A 25,947-nucleotide genomic window follows, 5' to 3' on the forward strand; every position below is an offset into this window, starting at 1 on the left:
GCGGGGGTCGCGGGTCTCTCAAAGGAGTGTCACAACATGAGCACGTCCATCGATGCCCTGCGCGAGCAGGTGCGGGCTCAGATCATCACGGCCGACGACTCGGCGTACGACGATGCGCGAGCCGTGCACAACGGCATGTTCGATCGCAAACCTCTCGCCATCCTTCGGGCCGAACAGGTGGCCGACGTCGTGGCCGGCGTCAACTACGCCCGCGACGCCGGCGTCGAGCTGGCGGTTCGCGGCGGGGGTCACAGCGCGCCGGGCTTCGGTAGCACCGACGGCGGACTGGTCATCGACCTGTCGGGCATGCGCGGCGTCCACGTCGATCCGCGAGCGCTCACCGCACGAGCGGGAGGCGGTGCCACGTGGGGCGACTACAACTACGCGACCCACGCCTACGGGCTCGCCAGCACGGGCGGCATCGTCTCGACCACCGGTGTCGGTGGACTGACGCTCAACGGCGGGATCGGCTACCTCACCCGCGGGCAGGGCTTGTCGATCGACTGCCTGGCCTCGGCCGAGGTCGTGACGGCGGACGGACAGGTCCGGACCGCGAGCGCCGAGGAGAACCCCGACCTCTTCTGGGCGATCCGGGGCGGGGGCGGCAACTTCGGGGTCGTCACGTCGTTCGAGTTCAACGTGCAACCGGTCAAGGATGCTTACGTCGGGCTCTTCTTCTATGAGCTGGAGCATGCCGGCGACCTGCTGCGATTCTTCCGCGACTGGATCCAGGATGCGCCACGCGAGTACGGCGCGTTCCCGGCATTCCAGGTGGCGCCTCCGCTGCCCTTCGTCCCGGAGGACCGCCACGGCGACACGTTCTGCGTCGCCGTCGTGCATTGGACCGGACCGATGGACGAGGGCGAGAAGGCCATGCAGCCCTTCCGCGACCTGGCGCCGCGCGTGGCCGAGATGTGCGATGTCTGGCCCTATCCGCAGCTGAACGGCGCGTTCGACGGGCTCTTCCCCAAGGGGATCCGCAGCTACTGGAAGGGCGCCTACGTGATGGAGCTGACCGATGAGGCGATCGAGGCGCACCTGGCCCACGGACCGCACGCTCCCGACGCGAGCTCGACGATGCACCTCTATCCGATCAACGGCGCCGCTCACGACCCGAGTCCGAGCGACACCGCGTTCGCCTACCGCAGCGCGACGTACGCTGCCGTGATCCTGTCCGCGTGGCAGGACCCCGCCCTCGACGTGGAGCGTCGCCAGTGGGTCCGCGACTACTACGACGCGATCTCACCCCACAGCGAGCGCGGCGGCTACCTCGGCTTCATGGCCGAGGACGACGCCGACAAGGTCGAGGACAACTTCGCGGGCAACTACCCGCGGCTGACCGAGGTCAAGCGTGCCTACGACCCCGACAACCTGTTCCGGCTCAACCAGAACATCGTGCCCTGAGTGGAGTCCATCACCAGGTCGTAGGGTCGCGTGCATGAACTCATCCCGGCTCGCACGCCGGCTCGACGGCATCCCGCCGACGGTCTTCTCCGAGATGTCCGCGCTGGCTGCCCGGACGGGGGCGATCAACCTCGGCCAGGGGTTCCCCGACGTCGACGGTCCGCCGTCGGTGATCGCGTCCGCGGTGGCGGCGCTGCAGAGCGGCGCCAACCAATATGCCCCCGGCATCGGCGTGCCCGCCCTGCGCCAGGCGATCGCCCGGCACCAGCAGCGCCACTACGGACTCGAGCTCGATCCCGACCGAGAGGTCGTCGTCACGACCGGCTGCACCGAGGGCATCGCGGCGGCCCTGCTCGGACTGATCGATCCGGGTGACGAGGTCGTCGTCCTGGAGCCCTACTACGACAGCTACCTCGCCATGATCGAGATGTGCGGCGCCGTACGCCGACCGGTGACGCTGCGAGCGCCGGAGTTCCGTCTCGACGCCGACGCCCTGCGTGCGGCGGTCGGGCCCCGGACGCGCGCGATCCTGCTCAACAGCCCGCACAACCCGACCGGGACCGTGCTGACCCGCGCCGAGCTGCAGGCCGTCGCCGACGTCGCGATCGAGCGCGACCTCGTCGTGATCACCGACGAGGTCTACGAGCACCTCGTCTTCGACTCCCACGAGCACGTGCCGCTCGCGACGCTGCCGGGGATGTGGGAGCGCACGCTGACGCTGTCGAGCGCCGGCAAGAGCTATTCGTTCACCGGCTGGAAGGTCGGCTGGGCGACGGGGCCGGCCTCGCTCGTGGGGGCGGTGCTGGCGGCGAAGCAGTGGCTGACGTTCACCTCCGGCTCGCCGCTGCAGCCGGCGGTGGCGCATGCGCTGGACCGCGAGCCCGACTGGCCGACCGCGCTCGCCCGCTCGCTGCAGGACCGTCGCGACCTGCTCGTCGCCGGGCTCGCGGACGCCGGGCTGGTGGCGCGGGTGCCGGAGGGGACCTACTTCGCGACCACCGACATCAGCCACCTCGGCTGGGAGGACGGCAGCTCCTTCTGCCTCGCGCTGCCCGAGCGGGCCGGCGTCGTGGCGATCCCCAACCAGGCGTTCTACGACGACCAGGACGCAGGACGGCACATGGTGCGCTGGGCCTTCTGCAAGGAGCCCGACCTCATCTCCGAGGGCGTACGGCGACTGGCGGCCGCCGACCTGACGCGCTGATCAGGTCGTCAGCGCGGCTCGAGCCAGGCCCGCACGTCGGGCCGGCGCAGGCAGCTCACCGTCGTCAGCGCGGCGAGGGCGGGGATGAGCGCCACCGGTGATCCGAGCGCGGCGACGATGCAAAAGAAGGCGCACAGGGCGGAGCTGATCAGCAGGCCCTTCGCGGCCCAGGCGCGACGGCGCGCGGTGAGCACGGCCAGCACGACGGCGAGACCGGACCACAGGGTCGCCAGCCCGCCGGAGACGAAGGCCGTCGTCAGCAGCAGGGACTCGCTGACGCCCTGCTCCTCGAGGTCGGGGTTCTGCCGGCGCAGCTCCTCGAGCACGAGGTCGGACTGGGTCGCGAGCAGCGCCAGGCTGACCAGCGTCAGCACCAGCACGATGCCGGCCACCACGACCGTGAGGACGAACGCGACCTTCACCGGGTCGGGACGCTGGTCGGGCGCCGGGGCGCCGACGGACCAGCCGGTGGACGACGTCGGGGGCAGCTCGGGCCGGGCGGTCCCGGTGGGCGCCTGCTCCGCCCGCAGCGGCCTCGCCGGCTCCGGGATCGGCTTGCCGGCCAGCCACTCGCGCGACGGCGAGAACCACAGCATCCCGGCCGCGATCGCGACCACCGACGACATGAAGCCGCCGGCGACGAGGCCGGTCAGGAAGATGGGCACCGCGAGCAGCGACAGGACCAAGCGCGCTTGCCGGCTGCCCTGGAGCACCTGCCAGCCGAGCGCGACGGCGGCCACGGAGCAGACCGCCGCGATCATCGCGAGGACGTGCAGGACCTGGATCATCGACTCGACCGAGAGGTCGAGGCCGGAGCCCGGCGCGTCGGCGAGGAACTTCTCGATCGACTCGCGGGTCTCGATCGAGCGCAGCCGCGAGACGGTGTCCCAGACGGACAGCACGACGAAGCTCGAGGCCAGCATCACCATCACGCCGGCCATGGTGGTCTGGCGCGGGCGGGGCGCGGTCGTCGTACTCACCCGCTCATTCCACCATCGAGGTGGTTAGGCACTGACGGGGACCAGCCTGCTCGGCCCCATCAGCCCCTCCTTGCGGGCCACGACAGCGGCCAGGGCGATGGTCGCGGCGGCAGCCAGCAGGTTGATCGCGAGCATGGAGACGCTCTTGACCAGCACGAACGTCTCGAGCGACTGCGACTGCAGCAGCCACAGCGTCATCGACGCCTTGGTGAAGCCGAGCACCGCCCACATCGCGGTGAGCTGCCAGAAGAGCCGACGCACCCGCGGCCGCGCGGCCAGCTCGTGGTCCATCGGATAGAAGTCGCCCGCGAGCCGAGCCACCATCGGGCGCGCGCTGGCGAGCGAGAGCAGGAAGAGCGCCGCCACGGCCCCGTCGCTGATGACGGGTTGGAGGAAGTAGAGCCAGGTGCTGTCCGCTGCGATCGAGAGCGCCGTGCGGCCCGTCAGGAGGATGGCCGTCAGGATCAGCAGCCCGGACGTACGCCGACGGGTCACTGCGCGCCAGGCGATGGCGCCGTACGACCAGGCGAGCGCAGCGATGATCGCCGTCCACACGCCGGCCAGCACGAAGACGCCGTAGAAGACGACCGCCGGGATGACGACCGCGATCAGCAGGCTGAGCGAGACGCGGTGGATGACTGCCGCCAGGGTCGGGCGGTGGGTGTCATGAGCTGCCAAGGGGGAGAGCCAATCCTGCCGGTTCGGGGGCACCGGGCGTTGCGGGGTGTGTCGCCGTGAAATGACGACATCAATCAGCGTCAGGGGGTTCCTCGGCCCTTCCACCGTACGTCGTGATGCGTCTGCGGTCCTGATTTCCGCCATTCGAGCGGCCAGAGGCGCCGACGCGGGTCAGCGGACGAGGCAGGGACGTTTCGGGTCGAAGGACCAGTCCGGCACGAGGTACTGCATGGCAGCAGCGTCGTCCCGGGCGCCCAGTCCGTGCTCGAGGTAGAGCGCGTGCGCCTCGTCCACGCGGTCGCGGTCGAGCTCGACGCCGAGCCCTGGCATCTGCGGTACGGCGATCGCGCCGTCGACGATCTGCAGCGGGTCCTTCGTCAGGCCCTGCCCGTCCTGCCAGATCCAGTGCGTGTCGAGCGCGGTGATCTCACCCGGCGCCGCGGCACCGACGTGGGTGAACATGGCGAGGCTGACGTCGAAGTGGTTGTTGGAGTGCGACCCCCAGGTCAGGCCGAAGTCGTGGCACAGCTGCGCGACGCGCACCGAGCCGGCCATCGTCCAGAAGTGCGGGTCGGCGAGCGGGATGTCGACCGCGTTCGTGCGTACGGCATCGGCCAGCTGCCGCCAGTCGGTGGCGACCATGTTGGTGGCGGTGCGCAGGCCCGTACGCCGCTTGAACTCGGCCATCACCTCGCGACCGGAGAGGCCGCCCTCCGCACCGCACGGGTCCTCGGCGTAGGCAAGCACGTCGTCCATACCCCTGAGCAGCCGGACGGCTTCGTCGAGCAGCCAGCCACCGTTGGGATCGAGGGTGATCCGCGCGTCGGGGAAGCGCTCGTGCAGCGCGGTCACCGCGGCGACCTCGTCCTCGCCGGACAGCACGCCGCCCTTGAGCTTGAAGTCGCTGAAGCCGTAGCGCGCCTGCGCGGCCTCGGCGAGCTTCACGACGGCCTCGGGGGTCATGGCCTGCTCTCGCCTCACCTTGGCCCACGCATCTCCCTCGTTCTCGCGGAGGTACGGCAGGTCGGTCCTGTCCGGGTCCCCGACGTAGAAGAGGTAGCCCAGCATCGGCACGCTCGTCCGCTGCTGGCCGTCGCCGAGCAGCTCCGCGACGGGTACGCCGAGTGCCTGGCCGGACAGGTCGAGCAGCGCCGACTCCAGCGCGGTCACCGCGTGGATCGTCGTGCGCAGGTCGAAGGTCTGCAGGCCACGGCCACCAGAATCGCGGTCCTTGAACCTGGTGGCGACCTCGCGGAGGAGGCTCTTGTACGTCGCGACCGGCTGGCCTGTGAGGAGCGCCGCCGCGTCCTCGATGGTGCCCTTGATCGCCTCGCCACCCGGCACCTCACCGACGCCCTCGCGGCCCTCGGAGTCGGTGACGATCGCGATGTTGCGAGTGAAGAAGGGACCGTGCGCGCCGCTCAGGTTGAGCAGCATCGAGTCGTGCCCGGCGACCGGGACGACCTCGACGCTGGTGATCGTGGCGCTCTGTGGGGTGCTCACTCGAGCACACCGTCGATGCGGCGGGACAGTCCCCACGGGTTGTCGTCGCGAAGGCTCTCGGGCAGGAGGTCGGCCGGGACGTCCTGGTACGCGACCGGTCGCTGGAAGCGCTCGATCGCGAGGCTGCCGACGCTGGTGGACCTGCTGTCGCTCGTCGCGGGGAAGGGACCGCCGTGGACCATCGCGTGGCCGACCTCGACGCCGGTCGGCCAGCCGTTGAAGAGGACACGGCCGGCCTTGAGCTCGAGCACGGGCAGCAGCTGCTGGGCTGCCTCCTTGTCAGCGGGCGCGTAGTGGACGGTCGCGGTGAGCTGGCCCTCGAGGCCTTCGAGGCTGGTGCTGAGGGCGTCGACGTCGGCGTAGCGGACGATCACGCCGGACGCGCCGAAGACCTCGTCGGTCACGCCGTCGAGCGTCGCGGCCTCGGAGACGAGCGCGGCGGGGGCGTGCTGCCCGTCTGCGTCTCCCTCACCCACGGTGCGGACACCATCGGCGCCCTTGAGCATGCCGGTGCCCTTCGCGTACGCGTCGGCGATACCGGGGGTGAGCATCGGCTGGCCGGTGGTCCCCGCGACGGCGTGTCCGACGGCCTGCACGAAGGCGTCGCCCTGCTCGCCGGCCGGCAGGAAGAGCAGCCCGGGGTTGGTGCAGAACTGCCCCGCGCCGAGGGTGAGCGAGCCGACGTAGGCCTGCGCAAAGGTGTCGGTGTCCCGCTCCGCCAGGGCACCGGGGAGGACGACGACCGGGTTGATCGAGGACATCTCGGCGTACACGGGGATGGGCTCCTCGCGCTTCGACGCCGCCTCGACGAGGGCGAGCCCGCCGGCGCGGGAGCCGGTGAAGCCAACAGCCTTGATCCGCGGGTCGCGGACGAGTGCCTGGCCGAGCTCGAAGCCCTCGCCCAGCACGAAGGTGAAGGTGCCCTGCGGCAGGCCGGACTTCTCGAGGGCGCGGCTGATGGCGTCCGCGACGAGCTGCCCCGTGCGCGGGTGCGCCGGGTGGCCCTTCACGACGACCGGGCAGCCGGCCGCGAGCGCGGAGGCGGTGTCGCCGCCGGCGGTGGAGAAGGCGAGCGGGAAGTTGCTGGCGCCGAAGACGGCGACCGGGCCGAGCGGGATCATCCGCTGGCGGATGTCGGCGCGCGGCAGCGGCTCTCGGTCGGGCATGGCCGGGTCGATGCGGACGCCGAGGTGGTCACCTCGCCGTACGACGTCGGCGAACATGCGCAGCTGGCCGGCCGTGCGACCGACCTCGCCGGTGATGCGGCCGACGGGCAGGTGGCTCTCGGCGACGGCGGCCTCGATGATCGCGTCCTTGTCGGACTCGATCTCGGTTGCGATCGCCTCGAGGAAGGCGCCGCGCTGCTCGGGCGTGGTGGCGCGGTAGGTGGCGAAGGCTTCCGTCGCGGCGGTGGTGGCGGCCTCGACGTCGTGGGTGACGGTGGTGGTCATGCAATCCTCCCGATCAGGTCGCGCAGCTCGGCAACTTCGTCCTCGCGCAGGTCGGTCAGCGGCGGGCGGACCGGGCCACCCGGGCGACCGACGGCGGTGAGGCCGGCCTTGACGATGGAGACGGCGTAGCCCTGGGTGCGGTCGCGGATGTCGAGGTACGGCAGCACGAATTCGTTCAGTCGACGGTAGACCTCGACGCGGTCCTGGGCACGGACAGCGTCGTAGAAGTCGATCGCGAACTGCGGCACGAAGTTGAACAGCGCGCTGGAGTAGGTGCTGACGCCGAGCTGGAGCAGCGGCAGCGCGAAGGTCTCCGCGGTGGGCAGGCCGCCGATGTACATCAGGCGGTCGCCGACGCGGGCGTAGGTGCGGGTCATCTGCTCGATGCTGCCGACACCGTCCTTGAAGCCGATGAACGTCGGGTTGCGGTCGGCGAGGGTGGCGACAGCTTCGTCGAGGAGCACGGCGTTGGCGCGGCTGTAGACGACGACGCCGAGGTTGGTGGCCTGGCAGACCCGGCTCACGTGCTCGACGAGCCCGGCCTGGCTGGCCTCGGTGAGGTAGGGCGGCATCAGCAGGAGGCCGTCCGCACCAGCCGCCTCAGCGGCCTTGGCCTGGGCGATCGCGTTCTTCGTGGAGCCAGTCGCAGGAGCAAGGACGGGTACGGCGCCCGCCACTGCGTCCACGGCGATCCTGACGACGCGGTCGGTCTCCTCGCCGGTCAAGGAGAAGCCCTCGCCCGTGCCGCCCGCGGCGAAGAGGCCTGCGACCGGGTACTCGGCCAGCCACGCGAGGTGCTTGCGGTACGCCCCCTCGTCGAGCTCGAGGTCGGCGTTGAAGTGGGTCACCGGGAACGAGAGCAGACCGCTCTTCAGCTGGGTGGCCAGATCGGTCGGGCTGTACTCGGTCACAGGAAGTCCTAGGTTCGTGGTGGGCGGTGCTCACCACGCTAGAAGCGGGCACGATGCCTGTCCAAGCCCGATTTTGTATCTGGTGATGCTTGCGGAGCATGCATGCTCCTCGGTGCTCGCACAGGCGAAGCCCCGGCCGCGCGCGCTGCATCTCGCCCAGATAGGGCGTGTCAAAAGGGTGCTGTGAATCGCCCGGTTGTTGCCGTAGATCGTTGTCTCTGCAGTTGACGGGTGGTCGCGCTGGTTGTTCAACCTGACGAGCGGTGCGGCTAACCCTCGTCTGGGGCAGTGATGGCTGACTCACCGATGCGTGTGCGCTCAGCGGGCCCGAGAGGAGCGTCTGGATCGCTCGGGCTCAACTGGTCGAGGACGAAAACGGGTTTTCGTTCCCCGACTGCTTCATCGAACGTGCTGAATTCCGAAACGAGGACGTCGTAGATCTCATTGACCGTCGCGTGATCCACCTGTACCAGCGCACGTTGGGCAATCGTTCCCTCGTATCGCTGATCGGTTAGCTCATCCTTCACACCAAACTGCTTGCGGTCCATATCCGCCCTGTACAGGCGCATGCGACCACGGATCTCGAACACGTCCTCGGGTACCAGGTTCGTCAGGATCGCGCTAAGCGTCTCCAGTCGGTCCGCAGAGAGTTCCCTAGCGGTGTATTCCAGCGTGCTTCCCGCGCCGGCAAAGGTCACGCTCCCGCCGGTGGATGCGAGACCCTTAACAAAGTTTCTGAAGCTCTTGGCCCCGCGAGGGCGCAGTTCAACCAGACGTTCGATCAGATCGTCCCGTTCTAGCGATGTGTCGAGGAGATCAAGGACATGACGCGTGATCTGCGCAAAAACGGAGTCGTCAAACAAGTCGTCGTAATTGGTACTCGCGATATCGATTACGAAGCTGGCGGCCGACAACCAAACGACATCGGTCGCCGTCTGTTCGGCGACCTCGAACGGGATGCGGCCAGCCTGAGGTGGCTCCGACTGGAGCAGCGCGAGCCCAACGTTGTCGTACAGCGATTGGGTGGAGACAAGGAGTTCCCCGACCTTTCTCGTTGGGGCTTCGCTGCGGGTGAGTCCCGGCCACTTGACCATGAGGCGGACTCGACCTCGCCGCTCCTGCATCGCGCGTCGCCGCCACACATCCCCGCCTTCTGCGTGGGGCAAAGTGTCGGTTTGAAGGTTGAGTCGGAAATCAGTTTCCGGCAACCATTCGTCGTTGATCGGCAGTGTGAGTGTTCTGACTGAGTCACTGCCGGTCGCGGCGCGCGGAAGCGATACGAGGTACACAGGGCCTTCGGGATGCTCGAAGGCCTCGCGGAGGGCCAGCCCGCCGGACCGCACCATCTGGAGCCGCTTTGCCGAGACCGGTGCGTAGAGCCAGAGATCGTCGTCAGCCCTGTCTTCAGCCCAGACAACGAGATAGCGCTGATCCGTCGGGGCCTGACACCAGAACACTCGAGGTCCGTCAAAGTCGACGAAACTCTCTTCAAGACGTAACTCGCCGAGCGCCGTTCCCTCTGGAAGCCAGCTCATGGCTGCACCACGAAGTCTTGCCACGCTGAGTCAGCGGAGGGCCGCCACCATGTGTGGTGCCCAGGACCGCGGGTCTTCTTGACCACACCCGAGTTCGACAGAGAACCGACGGCTACCTGCTTGGTCCTGAGGGGGCCGACCGAATTCCGGAGGGCGTTGATCTCTTCGGCGGACGCGTAGACACTGGTGCCCACGATGACGCACTCGTCCTCAGTGGCAGCAGCAGGCGGCATCCGCTGGAGGCCTGCCTCGACGCGGGCCTTGAGACTCCAGAAATCTTGTTCGGTGACGGGGTCAGAATCCACGAGTCGGTAGAACATCTCAGCCGATGGCATGGCATCCTCCGGCGGGCAAGACGCGGGAAATTCCCCCGGCCAGTCGGTCATTCGCTTCCCCCATGTTCTGAGCGTGCCAGCAGTGACCGACAAATGCTCGTGAGCGCAGTCTGGCACCTGCCGCAGACCCTCGCAGGCGAACAAGAAGTGGGCGCCTCACTTGGATGGCGTATCCCGCAAGGTCCAGACCCTCCATGTCTCGTGAGGACCACTGTGACGCCAGTGATCAGCTCGCGGACGCATCCGCTGGATCCCACCGGCATGTCCATTCACCGAGTCATCCAGTGGATGTCAGCACTCTCCGCAAGCAGATCCGCTGCCGTGGTGTGCGGGGTGGACTCAGGCATGGCGATTTGGCTGCTGGCGAAAGTCGAGAAGCCGTCCGCAGAGATTGCATACCTGTCGAACTTCTGCGTGGACCACACCTCGTCAACCGTCGCCATCGCCGAGGTCTCGTGCTCCGCCACCACGAAGAGTCGAGACCCTGGCCTCAGGTGAGTCGCAAGCAGGTCGAGAAAATGCCGCTCGCGGCCGCGCCAGCCAACGGTGACAACCGTAGTCACGTCACGCAGGTCTCTGACGAGGGCATCAAGATGAGATTGAGGACAGGAGAATCGAGCTTTGGACCGTGCCGGCACCGCTAGAGCCGGCAACCAGTACGTTTGATTTTGTGGGTCTCGGTGAGGGTCGCCATCCTCTGGATCATCGACTTGGTAGTCATTGGGTAGCCACTCAAGATTCGCGGCTTGCTCGATGAGAATGTGAAGCACATCCTCTGGATCCTGCTCTCCAAGCCAGAGACCTGGAGGCAGTTTGGCTGCTTGGCTCCAGTTGACCGACCCGTGCGGCTTGTACAGGTGCACCTCGGGCCACGAGATGTAGTCCGCGATATCCCTGAACCTCTTGCCGTAGACATCTTGAACGGCGTATTCCAGCAGTCGGTCGTAGTTGAAGGTGACGAAGCGTGCGACCTGGCCACGTTCTTCGAATGTTGGCGCCAACTCGTTGAGAAGTGACACGTAGTTCGTCTGGCCCACGGCGTCCTCATGCCAGCGATTCGGAAGCTTCGTTAAGAGGCGCGACAAGTACGCCCGCAGTGCCGTCAACTGCGGCTGCAAAGCACTGTACGAGCTCTTCTCCTCTTGATATGCCTCCAAAACCTCCTCAATATCCTGGCCTGCTGCTGCCGCACTTCTGAGATGCATGAGCAGCGGGGTGGCGCGCACAAACTCAAGCGCGCACTCCTTTGCCTCACGACTGGACGGCTCGAAGAGACTCGTTGCCAGGGGCGGTCGCCACTCTCCGTCTTGCATCCGCTCTTCCTGCCGATCGAGTACAAAACGTCGCCTAGGATCGCTGTCGAACGACGCCCCTGCGCCAAAAATGAACATGAACACGCACGTATCGTGCCTTGCAGCGCACACACTTCTTGGTCGCGGCACGCGCCTTCGAGCGGATGTACGTCAGCGTGAACACCGCGCGAGTGAGGGATCGCCCCGCCGAAGTAGTAGTCCGATCACTTGCCCGACGCGCAGTGGCACGACCGACCCCTCACGGTTGCGTCACACCGCCGCCATTGGGTCACCGCGCTAGCAAACGGCAACGGTGCTGCCCGGGGTTGCTCGCTCGAACCAAGGCCTGTTAGACGTGCTCGTCCGGCCGGCGATTTGCCATAGCAAATCGGAAACCTGAGGTCGGTAGGCCGTCTTGCGTCCAGTCCTAGGGTCAGTCCGCATCAGAATGCAGGGCCGATGTTGGGTACTCGCTCGAGGCAGCTGCCACAGTGTCCGAGGCTCGGTACTCATCGCTCGCCTCCTCGGCGCCGTCTTGTGATGAGTAGTCCGTGGAGACCAACGCAGGCGGCACGGAGTCGTCGAGGTCGACTGGCTCGACGCTGACGGGACGAAGCTTCGGAGGCGCAGCGGACCAGGCACGCAGGTTGCCCAGCACGTCAACGTAGAAGGCGTCGACCGTCGTCAGCACCGAATCGATGAACGATCCGCGACCGCGCCCACGCTTGGTGCCCAAGTTTCCAGAAACCGCGAGACGGAAGGACCGGAGCTCCTTGGCCGGATCGAGGACAAGACTGTTCGGGTTCTCTCGCACGGCCGAGAGGAGTTCGGCCGCCTGCGAACCCCGAGCGTGGGCGACGAATGCTTCGACGCGCGTCCCATCAGGCGCGTTCTTCAGCTGACGCACCAGCCAGTTCACCCGCGTCGTAGGACGCCCCTCACGCGGCGACTCGACGTCGACGTGGCAGGTCACCCGCCCGGCGCGGAGGTCTGCGGTCACGACCAGGTGCCCCACGGTGTCGGGGATACGAATCGCACCAGACAGCTGGCCGGTCGTGCACAGGGACTGCGTCAGCGCTTGGGCGCGCACGAGCGGGTCGGCGGCTTCCTTGCGAGAAAGGACTGGAACGACCTCGGTGCCGAGCTGCCGCCCCAGCTGCAGGCTTGCGAACCTCAACAGTGCGTCGAAGCGGGCCACGACCTCGGCGATGCCCTTGTCGTTCGAGCGCAGAGTGCCGGTGGTGACCTGGTCACGGACGCCGACCCATGCCTCACCCATGTCGTCGAACTCGAGCGCGCCGGACTTGGTGTGTTCGAGGTAGCGGATCAGCTCTCCGAGGATCCAGGCCTGATCGGGATCGGCGACGCCGCGGAACTCCTTCTGCATCACGGCTTCGGCGAGCACTTCCGACCAGGCGACGTGGTGCAGCGCGACCTTCTTCAGCTTGCGCTTGTCGACCTTGGTCGGATGTTGACCCGCGACTGCGGGGATCTCGTTCGAGATCGTGATGACAGCGTCGTAGGCGTTGTCGCGAGCGATGTCGAGATAGTTCTCAAGCTGCTGGGTTGCGAGCTGATTGGGACCTGTCTTGACCTCGACGAGAGCGGTCCAGGTGTTCGAACCGCGAGTGACCCGGATGAGACCGTCGGGGTAGAGGCGCTGCTCGCCCAAGATGAACGGCACCTCGATGAAGCACTCGAGCGTGCCCGCCGGAGCGCCGAACGGCTTGACGAAGCCGCGGCCGAACTCCTTGACCGCAGACAACACCGCCAACAGGGCGGACGTCGCGCGCCGTTCCTGCTCCTCCGCGCCATTGATCCCCGAAGTCGGAATCAGCCGTGCTTCGTGCCAGGACTCTTCAGCCATCGTTCTCCCCCGTCTGTGCGGTCTCAACAAGTCGAGTGATCGCATGCGATCAGTCCGAGGGACGCTAGTTGAAACCGATGCATCTCGCGGCGAAACGACAAGCGAGGCTCAACCAGCCAGCAACCGGTCGACGAGACCGAGCACAGCACCCGGATCCTCGACGTGAGCGTTGTGCCCCAGCCCCGGAAGCGTGACGGGATCCGGGACCAGGTCCGCGAGGTCGGCGTCGGACACCATGGCGTCGTGCTCACCCCGCGCCAGCACGACGGGACACCTGGCGCCCGCCAGCAGACCGGTCATGGCCGGCACGCCCACCCCGAAGGTCGCGGGGTCCTGCGCGACCCGGCACCCGTCGTCGACAGCGACGACGCCCGGTGCGACGGACGATGAGTCAGGCGCGACCAGGTCGGAGAGACCGGCCAGCCGCAGATACCGCCCCACCGCCTCCTCCCGCGTCGCGAGCACCTGTACCGGCCGAGCAGCCACCCGCTCTGCACCGGCCACATCGGACGGCGGCCAGCTCACCTTCACCCCGAACGCCACGACCCCACGCACCCGCGGGTCAGTTGCCAGCTCCAGCGCGACGACGCCGCCCATCGAGTGACCGAGCACGACGATCTCGCGATCCAAGGGGAGCACTGACAGCACGCCCTCCGCATGCCGGCGGAACGTGTACGGCGCATCCCAGGACGACCTTCCGTGCCCGGGCAGGTCCACGACCAGCCACCCACCGGGCCAGCGCGACGGAAGCAGGGCGCAGGCATCGGCGTACACCTCGGCTGTGGCGCCGAGCCCGTGCAACATCACCAGCAGCGGGCCGTCGTCGCGACCGCAGGTTCGGGACCAGATCACGCCGTCACGCTAGCGCCATCACGCACTGTCCACCGCGCGTTCACGCACACCCGGGAGCGCTCGTCACCGTCGTGGGAGAGGAAGGACGCATGACTCTTCTTCGCCTCTCCGTCGCAGCCTGCGCGACTCTCGTTCTCGCCGTTCCCGCCCCGTCCGTCGCCGCCGACGGCCAGGCCAAGCCCTCGTCGACCAGCTTCGCGGTCATCGGTGACGTGCCGTACGGCGCCGCGCAGATCGAGGCCTTCCCGGGCTGGATCGACCGGATCAACGAGCAGGCCGGCCTCGACCTGGCCTTCCACGTCGGTGACATCAAGAACGGCTCGTCCCCGTGCACCGACGCCTACAGCGCGATGATCCGCGAGCAGTTCGACCGCTTCGAGATGCCGCTTCTCTACACCCCCGGCGACAACGAGTGGACCGACTGCCACCGGACTGCGGCCGGCGCCTACAACCCGCTCGAGCGCCTCACTGCCCTGCGCGCGGCGTTCTTCGAGACGCCCGGCCTCACCCTCGGCGACCCGCTCAAGGTCGACAGCCAGGCCGACCTCGGCTTCCCCGAGAACCAGAGCCTGCGCACCGCCGGGGTCGAGCTGGCGACCCTGCACGTCGTCGGCAGCAACAACGACCGCGCCCCCTGGACCGGCATCGGCCTCACCGCCCCGACCAGCGAGCAGCTCGCCGAGGAGAGCGCCCGGATGGCGGCCGCGATCGACCTCGTCGAGGAGACCTTCGCCCGCGCCCGCCGGACCGACGCCCGCGCCGTCGCGCTCTTCCAGCAGGCCGACATGTTCGACCCCGGCTATCAGCCGGGCTGGGACCTCAGCGCCTTCCAGCCGCTGGTCCAGGCGCTCGTCGACGAGGCGTCGACCTTCGACGGCGAGGTCTATCTCTTCGACGGCGACAGCCACGTCTACAACACCGACCGGCCGCTCGCGACCGGCTCGCGCTGGCTCGCCATCCACGGCGTGCAGGGCAGCGCCGACAACCTCACCCGCGTCACCGTCGACGGGGAGGCCAACAACACCAACTTCCTGCAGGTCACGCTCACCCGGCCGGGCGCCGGCGACGTGCTGACGTGGGAGCGCGTGCCCTACGACTCGTAGGTCAGACCCTCCTCAGCCGCGGAGGACCTTCTCCATCGCCTTGCCCATGGCGAGCTCGTCGACGAGCTTGTCGAGGTAGCGGATCTTCTGCATCAGCGGGTCGTCGATCTCCTCGACCCGGTGACCGCAGATCACGCCGGTGATCAGCCCGGCGTTCGGGTTGAGCCGCGCCTCGGCGAAGAAGTCCTCGAAGGTCGTCTCCGCGGTGAGGTGGTCGCGCAGCGCGGCGTCGTCGAAGCCGGTCAGCCACTCGATGACCTGGTCGAGCTCAGCTTGTGTGCGGCCCTTCTTCTCGACCTTCGCCACGTAGTGGGGATAGACCGACGCGAAGCTGATGGTGAAGATGCGGCTCACGATCACGAGCCTACGAGGGTGAGCCGCACCTCGCAGGTGTCACCTGCGTGCAGGTCGTTGGCGAGCCTCACCGGCTTCTTCATCGGCAGCACGAACGTCCCCGCCTTCGAGTCCGGGAAGAGCGAGGTCCGCCAGGTCGAGCGCCCGACCGTCACCTCGACGCGGACGCTCCCGAACCCTCCGCGCGGCCCCGCCTCGAAGGCCACGTCCTCGGCGACGTCGGCGGGCAGCGTGAGGAAGTGCCGCGACCCCGGCTCGTCGGGAGAGTGCTCCCAGACCTGCGCATGGAAGACGTGGTCGCTCATGCGCAGATCGTCGCACCGACCACCGACGTCAGCCCGCCGCCAGCTCCGAGAGCCATCCCCGGCGAACGCTGGCCCTCGGCACAGTTGCTCGCGCTCGCGGCCCGAAGGTCATTGCTGGTCTAGCCAACAAGGTAAAGGTCCGGGCGATCCGCGACGCCCGCCCGCCAGCAGGAACACGCTGGAGGCTCTCGAAGCCACCCAAGGGGATGGTGCAGGAAATCATGACCATCGGAGCAGAACGGTCCAACGCCGCGCAGCAGCTCGACCGAGCAGACCGCGCCCTCGACGGCCGTCCCATCGCCGCTGACGCGGACTCCTCGCTCACGACTCTCGTTCGGCAGTGGGTGAAGACGTCGGAGGCCGTCGAGCGGCAGGCGGTGGCGCCTCTCGTGCCCCGCCCTGCACTGCCCCGACGTCATCGACAGCCGCAAGCTCGGTCCTCCCGACGACTGGCCGTGCTGATCGACGCGGCGTCCACGACGGCGGACTACGCGGATGCCCTGTTCGCCGTGCTCGCGGACCACGGGACGGTCAGCGTCTGTCGCGCGTACGCCGACTGGACGGCCCCGGAGGCGGGCGACTGGTGGTCCGCGCCGCTGCGCCAGCACGGGATCCAGCCGCACCACCACTTCGGCCACGACGGTGACCAGCGTGGGCTGGTCGCACTCACCGTCGACGCCATGGACCTCGCACGCGAATCGGCCGTGGACACGGTGGTGATCGTCGGCGACCTGACGTCGATGCACCCGCTCGTGGCACGGCTCAACGCGACGGGGTTGAAGGTCCTGGCCTTCGGCACGACGGACACCCCCGACGACGTGAGGGCGCTCAGCCATGAGTTTGTCGACCTGACATCGATGGCCACTCCCGGCTCAGGCAGGCACCGCGCATAACCGACCAGACGCCGCACCGAACACCGACGTCAGCCCGCCGCCAGCTCTGCGAGCCGCGCCAGCGCCGGTTTCGTGTGTACGCCGAGGCGCTCGCGCGCGTCGTCCAGAGCCGCCGACGCCGGGTAGCCGGGCGGGATGCGGGCCGGGTTGAGCGCGACCCCGTCGGCCCACGCCTTGATGTCCGGCTCGGCCGAGAAGGCCAGCGTGGACCGGGTGCCGACGACGTTCATCAGCGCCCACGAGGCCATCGTGTCGGGGTACGGCGAGGGCGGGGCCAGCCTGTTCTTCTCGTCGTCGTCGTGCCGGGTCGCCTCGACGTAGCCGATGACGGCGGCCCCGAAGCAGGGGAAGCCTGCCCGGACCGGCTGCAGCGTGATGTCCTCCGGCCGCCACACCGGCAGCAGGCCGGGGTACTTCAGCCCGTCCGCGGCGCAGTGCACGACCAGGGCGTCGTCGGCGATCCCGACCGCGCCGTCGGCGAAGACGAGCTTGCCCCGCTCGACGGCGTCGATGTGCCCGCGCCGTACGACGTTCTCCAGGCTGCGCAGCTGCTCGAGCTCCCACGTCGCGAGCGTGGGCGCCTTGGCCATCGTCGGCATGACGGACCGGTCGATGCGCAGCATCACCTCGGCGTCCTCGAGGCGGAGGAAGAAGTCCTCGAGCGAGCCGGCCGACGCACCGGCCTGCATCACGTCGGCCGCCATGGAGAGGAAGATCGCCGGGTCGGGCTGGACCTTCGCGCGGTTCATCATCCACGGCTCGCGGGGGCGCACCCAGCAGATCGCATCGGGGTCGACGCCGCGCGCGAGCAGCCAGATGCACGCATCGGTGGCGGTCTTGCCGGAGCCGGCGACGACGTACTGGCTCGGGGCCTCCTCCAGCCGCGCGAGGGCGTTGACCGGTAGGACGCGAGCGCCGTCACCGACCCCGAACGGCGCCGGCTTCTCCGCCGGGATGCTCGGCGCGAGGTGGTGGGCGTTGACGATGCGGCACGACGCCGGCACCTCCCACCGCTCGCCGGAGATGCGCGAAGTGACGGTGCGGTCGACGACCTCGCTGTTGGGCAGGAACGAGACCCGCCCCGTCCGCACCATCCGGTCGAGCATCCGCGCGTAGTAGGCCGTGATCTCCGACTGGGTCGCGCGCTCCTGCAGCCCCTCCTCGGGTCCGCTCTCCTGCAACCGGCCGCCACCGAGCAGGGTCGAGGGCACGCCGTACAACGCAGAGGCCTGGTGCAGCCGGACGAACGGGTAGGCCTCGAGCCAGTGCCCGCCGACACCGTGGCGGCGGTCGACCAGCACCACCGTGGCGTCGGAGTGGTCGATCAGCGCGTCGGTGAACGCCATCCCCATGGCGCCCGCGCCCACCACGAGGTAGTCGGCCGCCAGGGTGCGAGTCATGCGTCCACGGTGGCACTCGACGAGCGCCACCGCCACGCTCCATTTGGGTAGTCCTGCGCGTACGGTTCGGGCGTGACCTCGGACGTTCTCCTCGTCGGCTGCGGCGACCTCGGCTCCGCCGTCGGCCTCCGGCTCGTCGAGCACGGGCACGACGTGCTCGCGCTGCGGCGCAACGCCGACCGTGTGCCTCCTCCCCTGCGCGGGCTCTCCGTCGACCTGACGCGCGAGACGCCCGTCCTGCCCGACCTCCGCGCGCGCTTCGTGGTGGTCGCGCTGACGGCACGGCCGCGGACGGAGGAGGCCTACCGATCGACGTACGTCGAGGGCATGCGCCGCGCCCTCGACGCCCTCGCCGACGCCGGACCGCTGCCCGAGCGGGCCGTGCTCGTCTCCTCGACCGCCGTCAACGCCGGCACCGAACGGCCGGAGCTCAGCGACGAGACGGCGCCCGCCGGACCCAAGGACGGACCGGGCCGGATGCTGCTGGCGGCCGAGGAGCTCTTCGCCGAGCGCCTGCCCGGCGGCACGGTGCTCCGCCTCTCCGGCCTGTACGGCGGTGGCAGCACGCGGCTCCTCGACCAGGTGCGCGAGGGACGGATCGAGGACCCGCACCGCTGGACCAACCGCATCCACCGGGAGGACGCGGCAGCAGCCGTCGTGCACCTGCTGACGCGGCCCGAGCAGCCGGAAAGTCTCTACTTCGGCACCGACGACGAGCCCGCCCAGCTCGGCGACGTCGCCGCCTTCCTCGCCACCCGGCTGGGCGCTCCCGCACCTCCGCCCGCCGACCCCGAGCGGGGCCACGGCAAGCGGCTGTCCAACGCCCGGCTCCGGGCGACGGGATGGCGTCCGACCCGGCCGAGCTTCCGCGAGGGCTATGGCGATCCGGGCCCCGCAGGGCGGTCCTGAGCACTACCCCAGGGCGACTAGAATCCTTGTGTGAACGACGCCCACGTCCTTGCGTACTACGCAGATGACCCCACCCGGAGCTACCAGCTGATCCAGTGGCTGGAGGTGCTCGAGGTCCTGCACGAGCGCCACCCGGTGGCCGTCGTGGTGCGCAATCCCGACGTCGCGACGTTGCTCGCCGAGCGGACGGCGCTGCCGATCCTGCTCGCCCCGTCCTTCGCCGAGCTGACCGAGCTCTATGCCTCGCTCGACGCGAAGGTCGTCCTCTACTGCAACAACTCCTCGCTCAACTTCAACTCGCTCGTCGACGGCACCAAGCTGCACGTCCACATCAACCACGGCGAGAGCGACAAGCAGTCGATGGCGAGCAACAACGCCAAGGCCTACGACCGTGTCTTCGTCGCCGGCCAGGCCGCCGTGCAGCGCCACCTCGACGGCCTGCTCGAGCTCGACACCAGCCGCCTCGTGCGGATCGGGCGGCCCCAGCTGGACCTGCGTCCCGCTCCCCTGCTCGCGCCGACCCACCGCCGTACCGTCCTCTATGCGCCCACGTGGGAGGGCGACGCGGACTACAACGACTACACCTCCGTCGACACGATCGGCCCCGAGGTCGTGCGCCAGGTCCTCGCCGTCCCGGACGTGCGCGTCGTCTACAAGCCGCACCCCAAGGTCACCACGAGCCTGGCGCCCGCCATCCAGTCCGGGCACCTCGCGATCCTGACGGCGATCGCCGAGGCCGCCGAGCGCGAGCCCGACGCCGGCCACACGACCGTGCTGACCGGCAACATCCTCGCGGTCATGCCCGACTGCGACGCAATGGTGACCGACGTGTCATCGGTCGGCCTCGACTGGCTCTACCTCTGCACCGACAAGCCGATCCTGATCACCGACCGCCACCAGGACGCCGCGCGCTTCCGCGACGAGGTGCCGGTGAGCCACTGTGCCGACGTGGTCGACGAGTCGAACGTGGGCGACCTGGCCGAGCTGCTGACCGCGCGGCTCGAGCACGACGAGCTCCACCTCGACCGGCGGGCGATGCGGCACTTCTACTTCGACGACATCCAGGTCGGCGACAGCACCACCCGCTTCCTCGACGCCGTGACCGAGCTCGTGCGCCTGCGCGACCGGCTGCTGCACGCCAAGCTGCACGGCGACGCCATCACCGCCTGATCGGCTCGTGGGATCAGCCGGGGGTCAACATCACGTCGAGCACCCGGCGCACGACCGGGGAGACTGACTCGCGCGACCAGACGGCATAGAGCTCGACCGGCCGCTGGGGGTCGGTGTCGAGGGCGGTGTCGCCACCACCGTGGACGAGCTCCTTGAAGACGACGCCCGGCACGGCCAGGGAGGCGGCCGAGGCCGGTGCGAGCGCAAGACCGCGGTCGGCGGCGACGAGCAACATCGCGGTGAGCACCTGGTGGACGCGCTGCTCGATGCGCGGGTGCGCATTGGCGAGGAAGCGCACCGAGAGCTCGTGGAAGTAGCGCGACTGCTGCGGGTCGTAGCCGATGACGGGCTGGCCCTCGAAGTCCTGCGGACTCAGGGGCCGGTCCAGCGCCGCGAGCGGGTGATCGACGGGCACGACCGCCATCAGCGGTTCGCGCAGGACGACCTTCGAGGAGAGCAGTGACGTGTCGAACGGCGGCCGGGCGAGGCCGACGTCCAGCTCGCCGCGGCGGATGCCGTCGACCTGCGCCAGCGTGACCCGCTCGGACAGCAGCACCTCCACGTCGGGCAGTGCCGTCGTCAGGCGGCGCAGCAGGGGCCCGAGGATCGAGATCGCGGACACCGCGGTGAAACCGAGCCGGACCACGCCTGCCGCGCCCGCGTCGACGCGGCGGGCCAGGTCTCCGGCACCCTCGACGAGGTTGAGCAGCCGGTAGGCCTCGTCCAGGAAGGCGGCGCCGGCACCCGTCAGCAACACCCGCCGGTTGTCGCGCTCGAGCAGCTGGGCGCCCACGGCCTTCTCCAGCTTCTGGATCTGACGCGACAGCGGCGGCTGGGTCATGCTCAGTCGTTCGGCCGCCCGCCCGAAGTGCAGCTCCTCCGCAACGGCGATGAAGCACCGCACCTGATCCAGGGTGATCGCCATACGTGCAAAGTATCAAGCCATGCCACATCGGGCTTGGACGAGCATCGTGGACGAAACCTAGTGTCGGTGGTCACACCCCAGTCCAAGGAGTACAGCATGCGCAACAACCTCAGCCTGGCCGCCGTCACAGCGGCCGCCGCCCTGGCCCTCGCCGCTTGCGGCGGAGTCCAGAACACGGCCGGCAGCGGCAGCGACAGCGGCGAGTACCCCTCCGGCGCGGTCGAGATGCCCGTCGGCGCCTCCGCCGGCGGCTCCTCCGACCTGATCAGCCGCGAGATCTCACGCGGCCTCTCGGACGAGCTCGGCGGTTCCTTCCCGGTGATCAACCGCGAGGGCGCCAACGGCGCGCTCGCCGCGGCGGAGGTCGCCAAGGCCGAGCCCGACGGCTCCACGATCTCCGTGCAGAACGCCTCCCTCTTCGCCATCACCCCACTCGCCGTCGGTGCGGACGAGGTCACCAGCATCGACGACTTCGAGGTCGTCCAAGGCGTCTCGCGTGACGACTACGTGCTGGTCGCCAGCGAGGGTTCCGGCTTCACGTCGGTCGACGACTTCGCGAACGCCGACGGCAAGATCACCTACGGAACCACCGGTGTCGGCACCGGCGCCCAGCTCGCCTGCGCGCTGACCTTCAACGCCGGCGACACCCCCTCCGAGGCGATCCCCTTCGACGGCGGCGCCCCCGCGCTCACCGCACTCCTGGGCGACCAGGTCGACACCGCCTGCCTCCAGGTCGGCGAGGCCATCGAGAACATCGAGTCCGGCAAGATCGTCCCGCTCAGCGTCTTCGGCCCCGAACGCGTCGCCTTCCTCCCCGACGTGCCCACCGCGCAGGAGCAGGGCCTCGACGTCGAGGTGTCGCAGTACCGCTTCATGACCGTCCCCAAGGGCACCCCGCAGGACGTCAAGGACGCCATCGCCGACGCGATGCAGGCCACCTTCGAGACCGAGGCCTACAAGACGTTCAACACCAACAACAACCTCACGCCGATGGAGATCCCCGGCGACGAGGTCGTCGAGCAGCTGAAGGCGGACACTGAGCGGTACGCCGACCTGGTCGCCGAGTACGGCATCGACCTCGGCAGCGCCAGCTGAGCGTGCCCTTCCGGACCCGACGAGACGAGATGACGATGACGCAGCCTGAGACGCGGACGGAGCAGGAGCCGGACATCCTGGCCGAGCTCCAGGCCGAGGTCGCCCAGGAACTGGCCGACGAGCGGCCGCCGGCCGGCGGCGCGGCGTACCAGATCATCTCGGCCGTCGTGGTCCTCGGGTTCGGCGTCGGCGCGGCAGTGCTGGCCCATGGCTACGGGCTCGGGTCGCTGCGGCGGCCCGGCCCAGGGCTGTGGCCCTTCGTGGTCGCGCTCGTGATCGCCCTCCTCGCGCTGGTGCTGCTCGTCGTCGGGCGCAAGCTCGACGATGCGGAGAAGTTCACCCGGGCGAGCTACCTCGTGCTGGTCGGTGGAGCGACGTTCGTGGGCCTCGGCCTCGCCCTGCCGACCATCGGCTTCGAGATCCCGGCCGTCGCGCTCTGCATCATCTGGCTCCGGTTCCTGGGCGGCGAGACCTGGCGCAGCACGATCGTGATCTCGCTGTGCACGACCGCAGGGTTCTACCTGCTGTTCCTCTATGCCCTGCGCATCCCGCTGCCCCACCTGATCGCCTTCTGAGACCGAGAGGAGACCCGCATGGACTGGACTGCCTTCCTCGACGGCTTCGGCGTCGTGACCCAACCGACCAACCTGCTCTACTGCCTGATCGGCGTCCTCATCGGCATGCTGATCGGCGTCCTGCCGGGCCTCGGCCCGGCCGCCACGATGGCGATCCTGCTGCCGATCGCCTACAACGCCAACGACCCGGTGTCGGCCATCATCATGCTGGCCGGGATCTACTACGGCGCGCAGTACGGCGGCACCATCACCTCCGTGCTGCTGCGCATCCCCGGCGAGGCCAGCTCGGTCGTCACCGTGTTCGACGGCTTCGCCCTGGCCAAGCAGGGCAAGGCGGGCACCGCGCTCGGCATTGCCGCGATCGGCTCCTTCGTCGGCGCCACCGTGTCCATCATCGGGCTCACCCTGCTCGGCCCGATCGTGGCCGGCTACGCGCTGGACTTCGGTCCGCCGGAGTACGCCGCACTCGCACTGCTCGGCGTCCTGCTGGTCGCCACCGTCGGCAGCGGGCACACGGTCAAGGCCCTGGCCGCTGCCGCGGTCGGACTGCTGCTGGCCACCGTCGGCAGCGACTCGTTCACCAGCGCCAACCGCTTCACCTTCGACACCCTCCAGCTCCAGGGCGGCATCGACTTCGTCGTCGTCGCGATGGGTCTCTTCGGGGTCGGCGAGATCCTCTACAACCTCGAGGAACGGCACGGCAAGCCGCACGTGCCCGCCGCGATCGCCAACATCTGGCCGTCGCGCAAGGACCTCAAGCAGGCCGGGCCCGCCATCGGCCGTGGCTCGGTCATCGGCTTCCTCCTCGGCGTGCTGCCCGGTGGCGGCGCGGTGATGGCCAGCCTGGCGGCGTACGCCACGGAGAAGCGCGTCGCCAAGGACCCCTCCCGCTTCGGGCGCGGCGCGATCGAGGGCGTCGCCGGTCCCGAGTCGGCCAACAACGCCGCCGCGACGTCGTCCTTCATCCCGCTGCTGACGATCGGCATCCCCGCCAACGCCTCGATGGCCATGCTGTATGCCGCCCTGCTCGTCGTCGGCGTCACGCCCGGTCCTCAGCTGATCGACGAGCGACCGGACCTGTTCTGGGGTGTCATCAACTCGATGTACATCGGCAACCTGATCCTGCTGATCCTGAGCATCCCGCTCGTCGGCATCTTCGTGAAGATCCTCCGGGTGCGCCCCGCGATCCTGGCGCCGATCACGGCGCTGATCACGATCCTCGGCGTCTACACGATCAACAACTCCGTCTTCGACATCTTCGTGATGATCGGCTTCGGCATCCTCGGCTACCTGATGAAGAAGACCGGCTTCGAGCCCGGCCCGCTGGTGCTGGCCTTCGTGCTCGGCTCGCTGATGGAGTCCAGCTTCCGCCGCTCGATGCTGATCTTCGACGGCGACCCGACCGGCTTCGTGACGCGGCCGATCTCCGGGACGATCCTCGCCTTCATCCTGCTCGTCATTGCCCTGCCGCTGGTCAAGCTGGCCCTGCGTCGACGCGACCCGGACACCACGCCCACCGACAAGATCGACCAGGAAGCAGGCATGCGATGACCGTGCTGATCGGCTACGTGCCCACCCCCGTCGGCGAGGCCGCGCTCGCGGCCGGGCTGGCCGAGGCCGCTGCCCGCGGAGACGACGTCGTCGTCCTCAACAGCCCGCGCCGGGGCAGCACGGTCGACGCCAACCTCGTCGGCCCCGACGACGTCTCCCGGATCGTCGCGGCCGCGGCCGAGCACGGCGTCACCGCCCGCGTCGACCAGGCCGACCACGGCGCCGACATCGTCGACGCGTTCACCACCCTGATCGAGCAGACCGGCGCCCGTCTCGTCGTGATCGGCATGCGCCGCCGCTCCCCCGTCGGCAAGCTGATGATGGGCAGCGACGCCCAGCGCCTCCTGCTCTCGCTCGACGTGCCGATCCTGGCCGTCAAGCCGACTCGATGAGCCGGATCTCCCGGGTCGTCGTCACCCCGGTCGCGTTCGCCGACCCGCCCCTGCTCAACGTCGTCGGCGTCCACCAGCCCTGGGCGCTGCGCGCGATCGTCGAGCTCCACACCGACTCCGGCCTGCTCGGGCTGGGCGAGACGTACGCCGACGAGGCGCACCTCGCCCGGCTCGCGGCCGTGGCCACGGCGATCCCCGGCATCGACCCCTTCGACCTCGCGTCCCTGCGGCGGGTCGTGGTCGACGTACTCGGCCAGGAGACCGGCGGAGCCGGCGCCAGCTTCGGCGGCATGCTCGACGTGACGTCGGCGGTCGACACCGTCTACTCGCCGTTCGAGGTCGCCTGCCTCGACCTGCAGGGTCACGAGACCGCGCGGCCCGTGAGCGAGCTGCTCGGAGGGCGGGTGCGCGACACCGTGCCGTTCAGCGGCTACCTCTTCTACAAGTGGGCAGGCCATCCCGGCCACCCGGACGACTCGTGGGGCGAGGCACTCACTCCTGACCAGCTGGTCGCGCAGGCGCGCACGATGGTCGACGGCTGGGGTTTCGGGTCGCTGAAGCTCAAGGGCGGCGTGTTCTCGCCCGACCAGGAGTGCGAGGCGATCGAGGCCCTGCACGAGGCGTTCCCCGACCTGCCGCTGCGGCTCGACCCGAACGGCGCGTGGACACCTGCCACCTCGCTCGAGGTCGCGAAGCGGCTCGAGGGGGTCATCGAGTACCTCGAGGACCCGACCCCCGGGATCGACGGGATGGCCACCGTCAGTGCCGGGACGGACGTGCCGCTCGCCACCAACATGTGCGTGATCGCCCTCGAGCACCTGCCGCCCGCGATCGCGCAGGACGCCGTCCAGATCGTGCTCTCCGACCACCACCTCTGGGGCGGCCTGCGCCGGTCCCAGCTGCTGGCCGGGATCGCGGAGACGTGGGGGCTCGGCCTGTCGATGCACAGCAACTCGCACCTCGGCGTCTCGCTCGCGGCGATGACGCACCTGGCCGCCGCGACGCCGACGCTGACCTACGCCTGCGACACGCACTACCCGTGGAAGACGCAGGACCTGGTCGAGCCGGGCGTCCTGGACTTCGTCGACGGCGCCATCGCCGTACCCACCACTCCCGGCCTCGGCATCGAGCTCGACCGGGACATGCTCGGGCTCCTGCACGAGCAATACCTGTCCTGCGGCGTACGTCGACGCGAGGACACCGTCTACATGCGCACCATCGAGCCGGACTTCACGCCCAACACCGCACGCTGGTAGCAGCGGG

The 25,947-nt window shown here is 69.1% G+C and carries 25 protein-coding genes; 11 read left to right on the forward strand and 14 right to left on the reverse strand.

Annotation, left to right across the window (positions count from 1 at the left end):
* Positions 1-36: 36 nt before the first annotated feature.
* On the forward strand, positions 37-1,404 hold the full coding sequence (locus tag C9J87_RS09025) for an FAD-binding oxidoreductase (protein WP_010834263.1): 1,368 nt from the start codon (positions 37-39) through the stop codon (positions 1,402-1,404).
* 34 nt (positions 1,405-1,438) lie between these two features.
* On the forward strand, positions 1,439-2,608 hold the full coding sequence (locus C9J87_RS09030) for a pyridoxal phosphate-dependent aminotransferase (RefSeq protein ID WP_107705332.1): 1,170 nt from the start codon (positions 1,439-1,441) through the stop codon (positions 2,606-2,608).
* Between the two features lie 8 nt (positions 2,609-2,616).
* Here the strand turns inward: C9J87_RS09030 and C9J87_RS09035 are convergent, their stop codons facing one another.
* From C9J87_RS09035 to C9J87_RS09080, 10 genes are all read right to left on the reverse strand, one after another.
* Entirely contained in the window at positions 2,617-3,588 is a 972-nt protein-coding gene (locus C9J87_RS09035; protein WP_157953161.1) for a hypothetical protein, read from the reverse strand.
* A gap of 24 nt (positions 3,589-3,612) precedes the next feature.
* Positions 3,613-4,266 carry a VC0807 family protein gene (locus C9J87_RS09040; protein ID WP_107705334.1) on the reverse strand — a complete coding sequence of 218 codons (654 nt, stop codon included), beginning with the start codon at positions 4,264-4,266 and terminating at the stop codon, positions 3,613-3,615.
* Between the two features lie 171 nt (positions 4,267-4,437).
* The gene (locus tag C9J87_RS09045) at positions 4,438-5,769 is read right to left on the reverse strand and encodes an enolase C-terminal domain-like protein (RefSeq protein ID WP_198652311.1); all 1,332 of its coding nucleotides are present in this window, start codon (positions 5,767-5,769) and stop codon (positions 4,438-4,440) included.
* On the reverse strand, positions 5,766-7,220 hold the full coding sequence (locus tag C9J87_RS09050) for an aldehyde dehydrogenase (NADP(+)) (protein WP_107705335.1): 1,455 nt from the start codon (positions 7,218-7,220) through the stop codon (positions 5,766-5,768). Before C9J87_RS09050 ends, C9J87_RS09045 begins: the two co-directional genes overlap by 4 nt.
* Complete coding sequence (kdgD, locus tag C9J87_RS09055; protein WP_107705336.1) at positions 7,217-8,131, reverse strand: 5-dehydro-4-deoxyglucarate dehydratase; 915 nt, start codon at positions 8,129-8,131, stop codon at positions 7,217-7,219. The genes C9J87_RS09050 and kdgD overlap by 4 nt, the downstream gene beginning before the upstream one ends.
* A 269-nt stretch (positions 8,132-8,400) precedes the next feature.
* A complete protein-coding gene (locus tag C9J87_RS09060; protein WP_157953162.1) occupies positions 8,401-9,666 on the reverse strand; it encodes a DUF6575 domain-containing protein in 1,266 nt (421 codons plus the stop codon).
* The gene (locus C9J87_RS09065) at positions 9,663-10,052 is read right to left on the reverse strand and encodes a hypothetical protein (RefSeq protein WP_157953163.1); all 390 of its coding nucleotides are present in this window, start codon (positions 10,050-10,052) and stop codon (positions 9,663-9,665) included. Before C9J87_RS09065 ends, C9J87_RS09060 begins: the two co-directional genes overlap by 4 nt.
* A 218-nt stretch (positions 10,053-10,270) precedes the next feature.
* Positions 10,271-11,398 (reverse strand): SIR2 family protein, encoded by a 1,128-nt coding sequence (locus C9J87_RS09070; RefSeq protein ID WP_107705339.1) that lies wholly within the window; start codon positions 11,396-11,398, stop codon positions 10,271-10,273.
* 328 nt (positions 11,399-11,726) lie between these two features.
* Positions 11,727-13,160: a hypothetical protein gene (locus C9J87_RS09075; RefSeq protein WP_198652312.1), complete on the reverse strand. Its 1,434-nt coding sequence runs from the start codon at positions 13,158-13,160 to the stop codon at positions 11,727-11,729.
* A gap of 108 nt (positions 13,161-13,268) precedes the next feature.
* On the reverse strand, positions 13,269-14,012 hold the full coding sequence (locus C9J87_RS09080) for an alpha/beta fold hydrolase (RefSeq protein ID WP_232820006.1): 744 nt from the start codon (positions 14,010-14,012) through the stop codon (positions 13,269-13,271).
* 89 nt (positions 14,013-14,101) lie between these two features.
* Between C9J87_RS09080 and C9J87_RS09085 the strand changes: the two genes are divergently transcribed.
* The gene (locus C9J87_RS09085; protein ID WP_198652313.1) at positions 14,102-15,115 is read left to right on the forward strand and encodes a metallophosphoesterase; all 1,014 of its coding nucleotides are present in this window, start codon (positions 14,102-14,104) and stop codon (positions 15,113-15,115) included.
* A 12-nt stretch (positions 15,116-15,127) separates the two neighbouring features.
* On the opposite strand, the gene C9J87_RS09090 is transcribed toward C9J87_RS09085, so the two are convergent.
* Positions 15,128-15,469, reverse strand: a complete 342-nt coding sequence (locus C9J87_RS09090; protein ID WP_036493440.1) for a DUF2200 domain-containing protein — start codon at positions 15,467-15,469, stop codon at positions 15,128-15,130.
* A gap of 2 nt (positions 15,470-15,471) precedes the next feature.
* Positions 15,472-15,774, reverse strand: coding sequence for a DUF1905 domain-containing protein (locus C9J87_RS09095; protein WP_010834274.1), 303 nt, complete (start codon positions 15,772-15,774; stop codon positions 15,472-15,474).
* A 221-nt stretch (positions 15,775-15,995) separates the two neighbouring features.
* On the opposite strand from C9J87_RS09095, the gene C9J87_RS09100 reads away from it, so the two are divergent.
* Complete coding sequence (locus tag C9J87_RS09100) at positions 15,996-16,667, forward strand: NYN domain-containing protein (RefSeq protein ID WP_157953164.1); 672 nt, start codon at positions 15,996-15,998, stop codon at positions 16,665-16,667.
* A 29-nt stretch (positions 16,668-16,696) separates the two neighbouring features.
* On the opposite strand, the gene C9J87_RS09105 is transcribed toward C9J87_RS09100, so the two are convergent.
* The gene (locus C9J87_RS09105) at positions 16,697-18,067 is read right to left on the reverse strand and encodes an NAD(P)-binding protein (RefSeq protein WP_107705415.1); all 1,371 of its coding nucleotides are present in this window, start codon (positions 18,065-18,067) and stop codon (positions 16,697-16,699) included.
* Positions 18,068-18,139: 72 nt separating this feature from the next.
* Between C9J87_RS09105 and C9J87_RS09110 the strand changes: the two genes are divergently transcribed.
* Both C9J87_RS09110 and C9J87_RS09115 read left to right on the forward strand, forming a co-directional pair.
* Positions 18,140-18,976 carry an NAD(P)H-binding protein gene (locus C9J87_RS09110; protein WP_107705340.1) on the forward strand — a complete coding sequence of 279 codons (837 nt, stop codon included), beginning with the start codon at positions 18,140-18,142 and terminating at the stop codon, positions 18,974-18,976.
* A 30-nt stretch (positions 18,977-19,006) separates the two neighbouring features.
* The gene (locus tag C9J87_RS09115) at positions 19,007-20,146 is read left to right on the forward strand and encodes a CDP-glycerol glycerophosphotransferase family protein (RefSeq protein WP_107705341.1); all 1,140 of its coding nucleotides are present in this window, start codon (positions 19,007-19,009) and stop codon (positions 20,144-20,146) included.
* Positions 20,147-20,159: 13 nt separating this feature from the next.
* Here C9J87_RS09115 and C9J87_RS09120 read toward each other — a convergent pair whose 3' ends face one another.
* The gene (locus tag C9J87_RS09120; RefSeq protein ID WP_107705342.1) at positions 20,160-21,071 is read right to left on the reverse strand and encodes a LysR family transcriptional regulator; all 912 of its coding nucleotides are present in this window, start codon (positions 21,069-21,071) and stop codon (positions 20,160-20,162) included.
* 96 nt (positions 21,072-21,167) lie between these two features.
* Here C9J87_RS09120 and C9J87_RS09125 point away from each other — a divergent pair, with 96 nt between their 5' ends.
* The 5 genes from C9J87_RS09125 to C9J87_RS09145 are packed head-to-tail and all read left to right on the forward strand — an operon-like array spanning position 21,168 to position 25,940.
* Positions 21,168-22,166 carry a Bug family tripartite tricarboxylate transporter substrate binding protein gene (locus tag C9J87_RS09125; protein WP_107705416.1) on the forward strand — a complete coding sequence of 333 codons (999 nt, stop codon included), beginning with the start codon at positions 21,168-21,170 and terminating at the stop codon, positions 22,164-22,166.
* Positions 22,167-22,201: 35 nt separating this feature from the next.
* Positions 22,202-22,741, forward strand: a complete 540-nt coding sequence (locus C9J87_RS09130; protein ID WP_107705417.1) for a tripartite tricarboxylate transporter TctB family protein — start codon at positions 22,202-22,204, stop codon at positions 22,739-22,741.
* 18 nt (positions 22,742-22,759) lie between these two features.
* Positions 22,760-24,292, forward strand: coding sequence for a tripartite tricarboxylate transporter permease (locus C9J87_RS09135; RefSeq protein WP_107705343.1), 1,533 nt, complete (start codon positions 22,760-22,762; stop codon positions 24,290-24,292).
* Positions 24,289-24,684, forward strand: a complete 396-nt coding sequence (locus C9J87_RS09140) for a universal stress protein (protein WP_107705344.1) — start codon at positions 24,289-24,291, stop codon at positions 24,682-24,684. Before C9J87_RS09135 ends, C9J87_RS09140 begins: the two co-directional genes overlap by 4 nt.
* A complete protein-coding gene (locus C9J87_RS09145; RefSeq protein WP_107705345.1) occupies positions 24,681-25,940 on the forward strand; it encodes a glucarate dehydratase family protein in 1,260 nt (419 codons plus the stop codon). Before C9J87_RS09140 ends, C9J87_RS09145 begins: the two co-directional genes overlap by 4 nt.
* The last annotated feature ends 7 nt before the right edge of the window (positions 25,941-25,947 follow it).

The sequence above is a fragment of the Nocardioides allogilvus genome (assembly GCF_003047285.1).
In the GTDB taxonomy this organism is placed as follows: domain Bacteria; phylum Actinomycetota; class Actinomycetes; order Propionibacteriales; family Nocardioidaceae; genus Nocardioides; species Nocardioides allogilvus.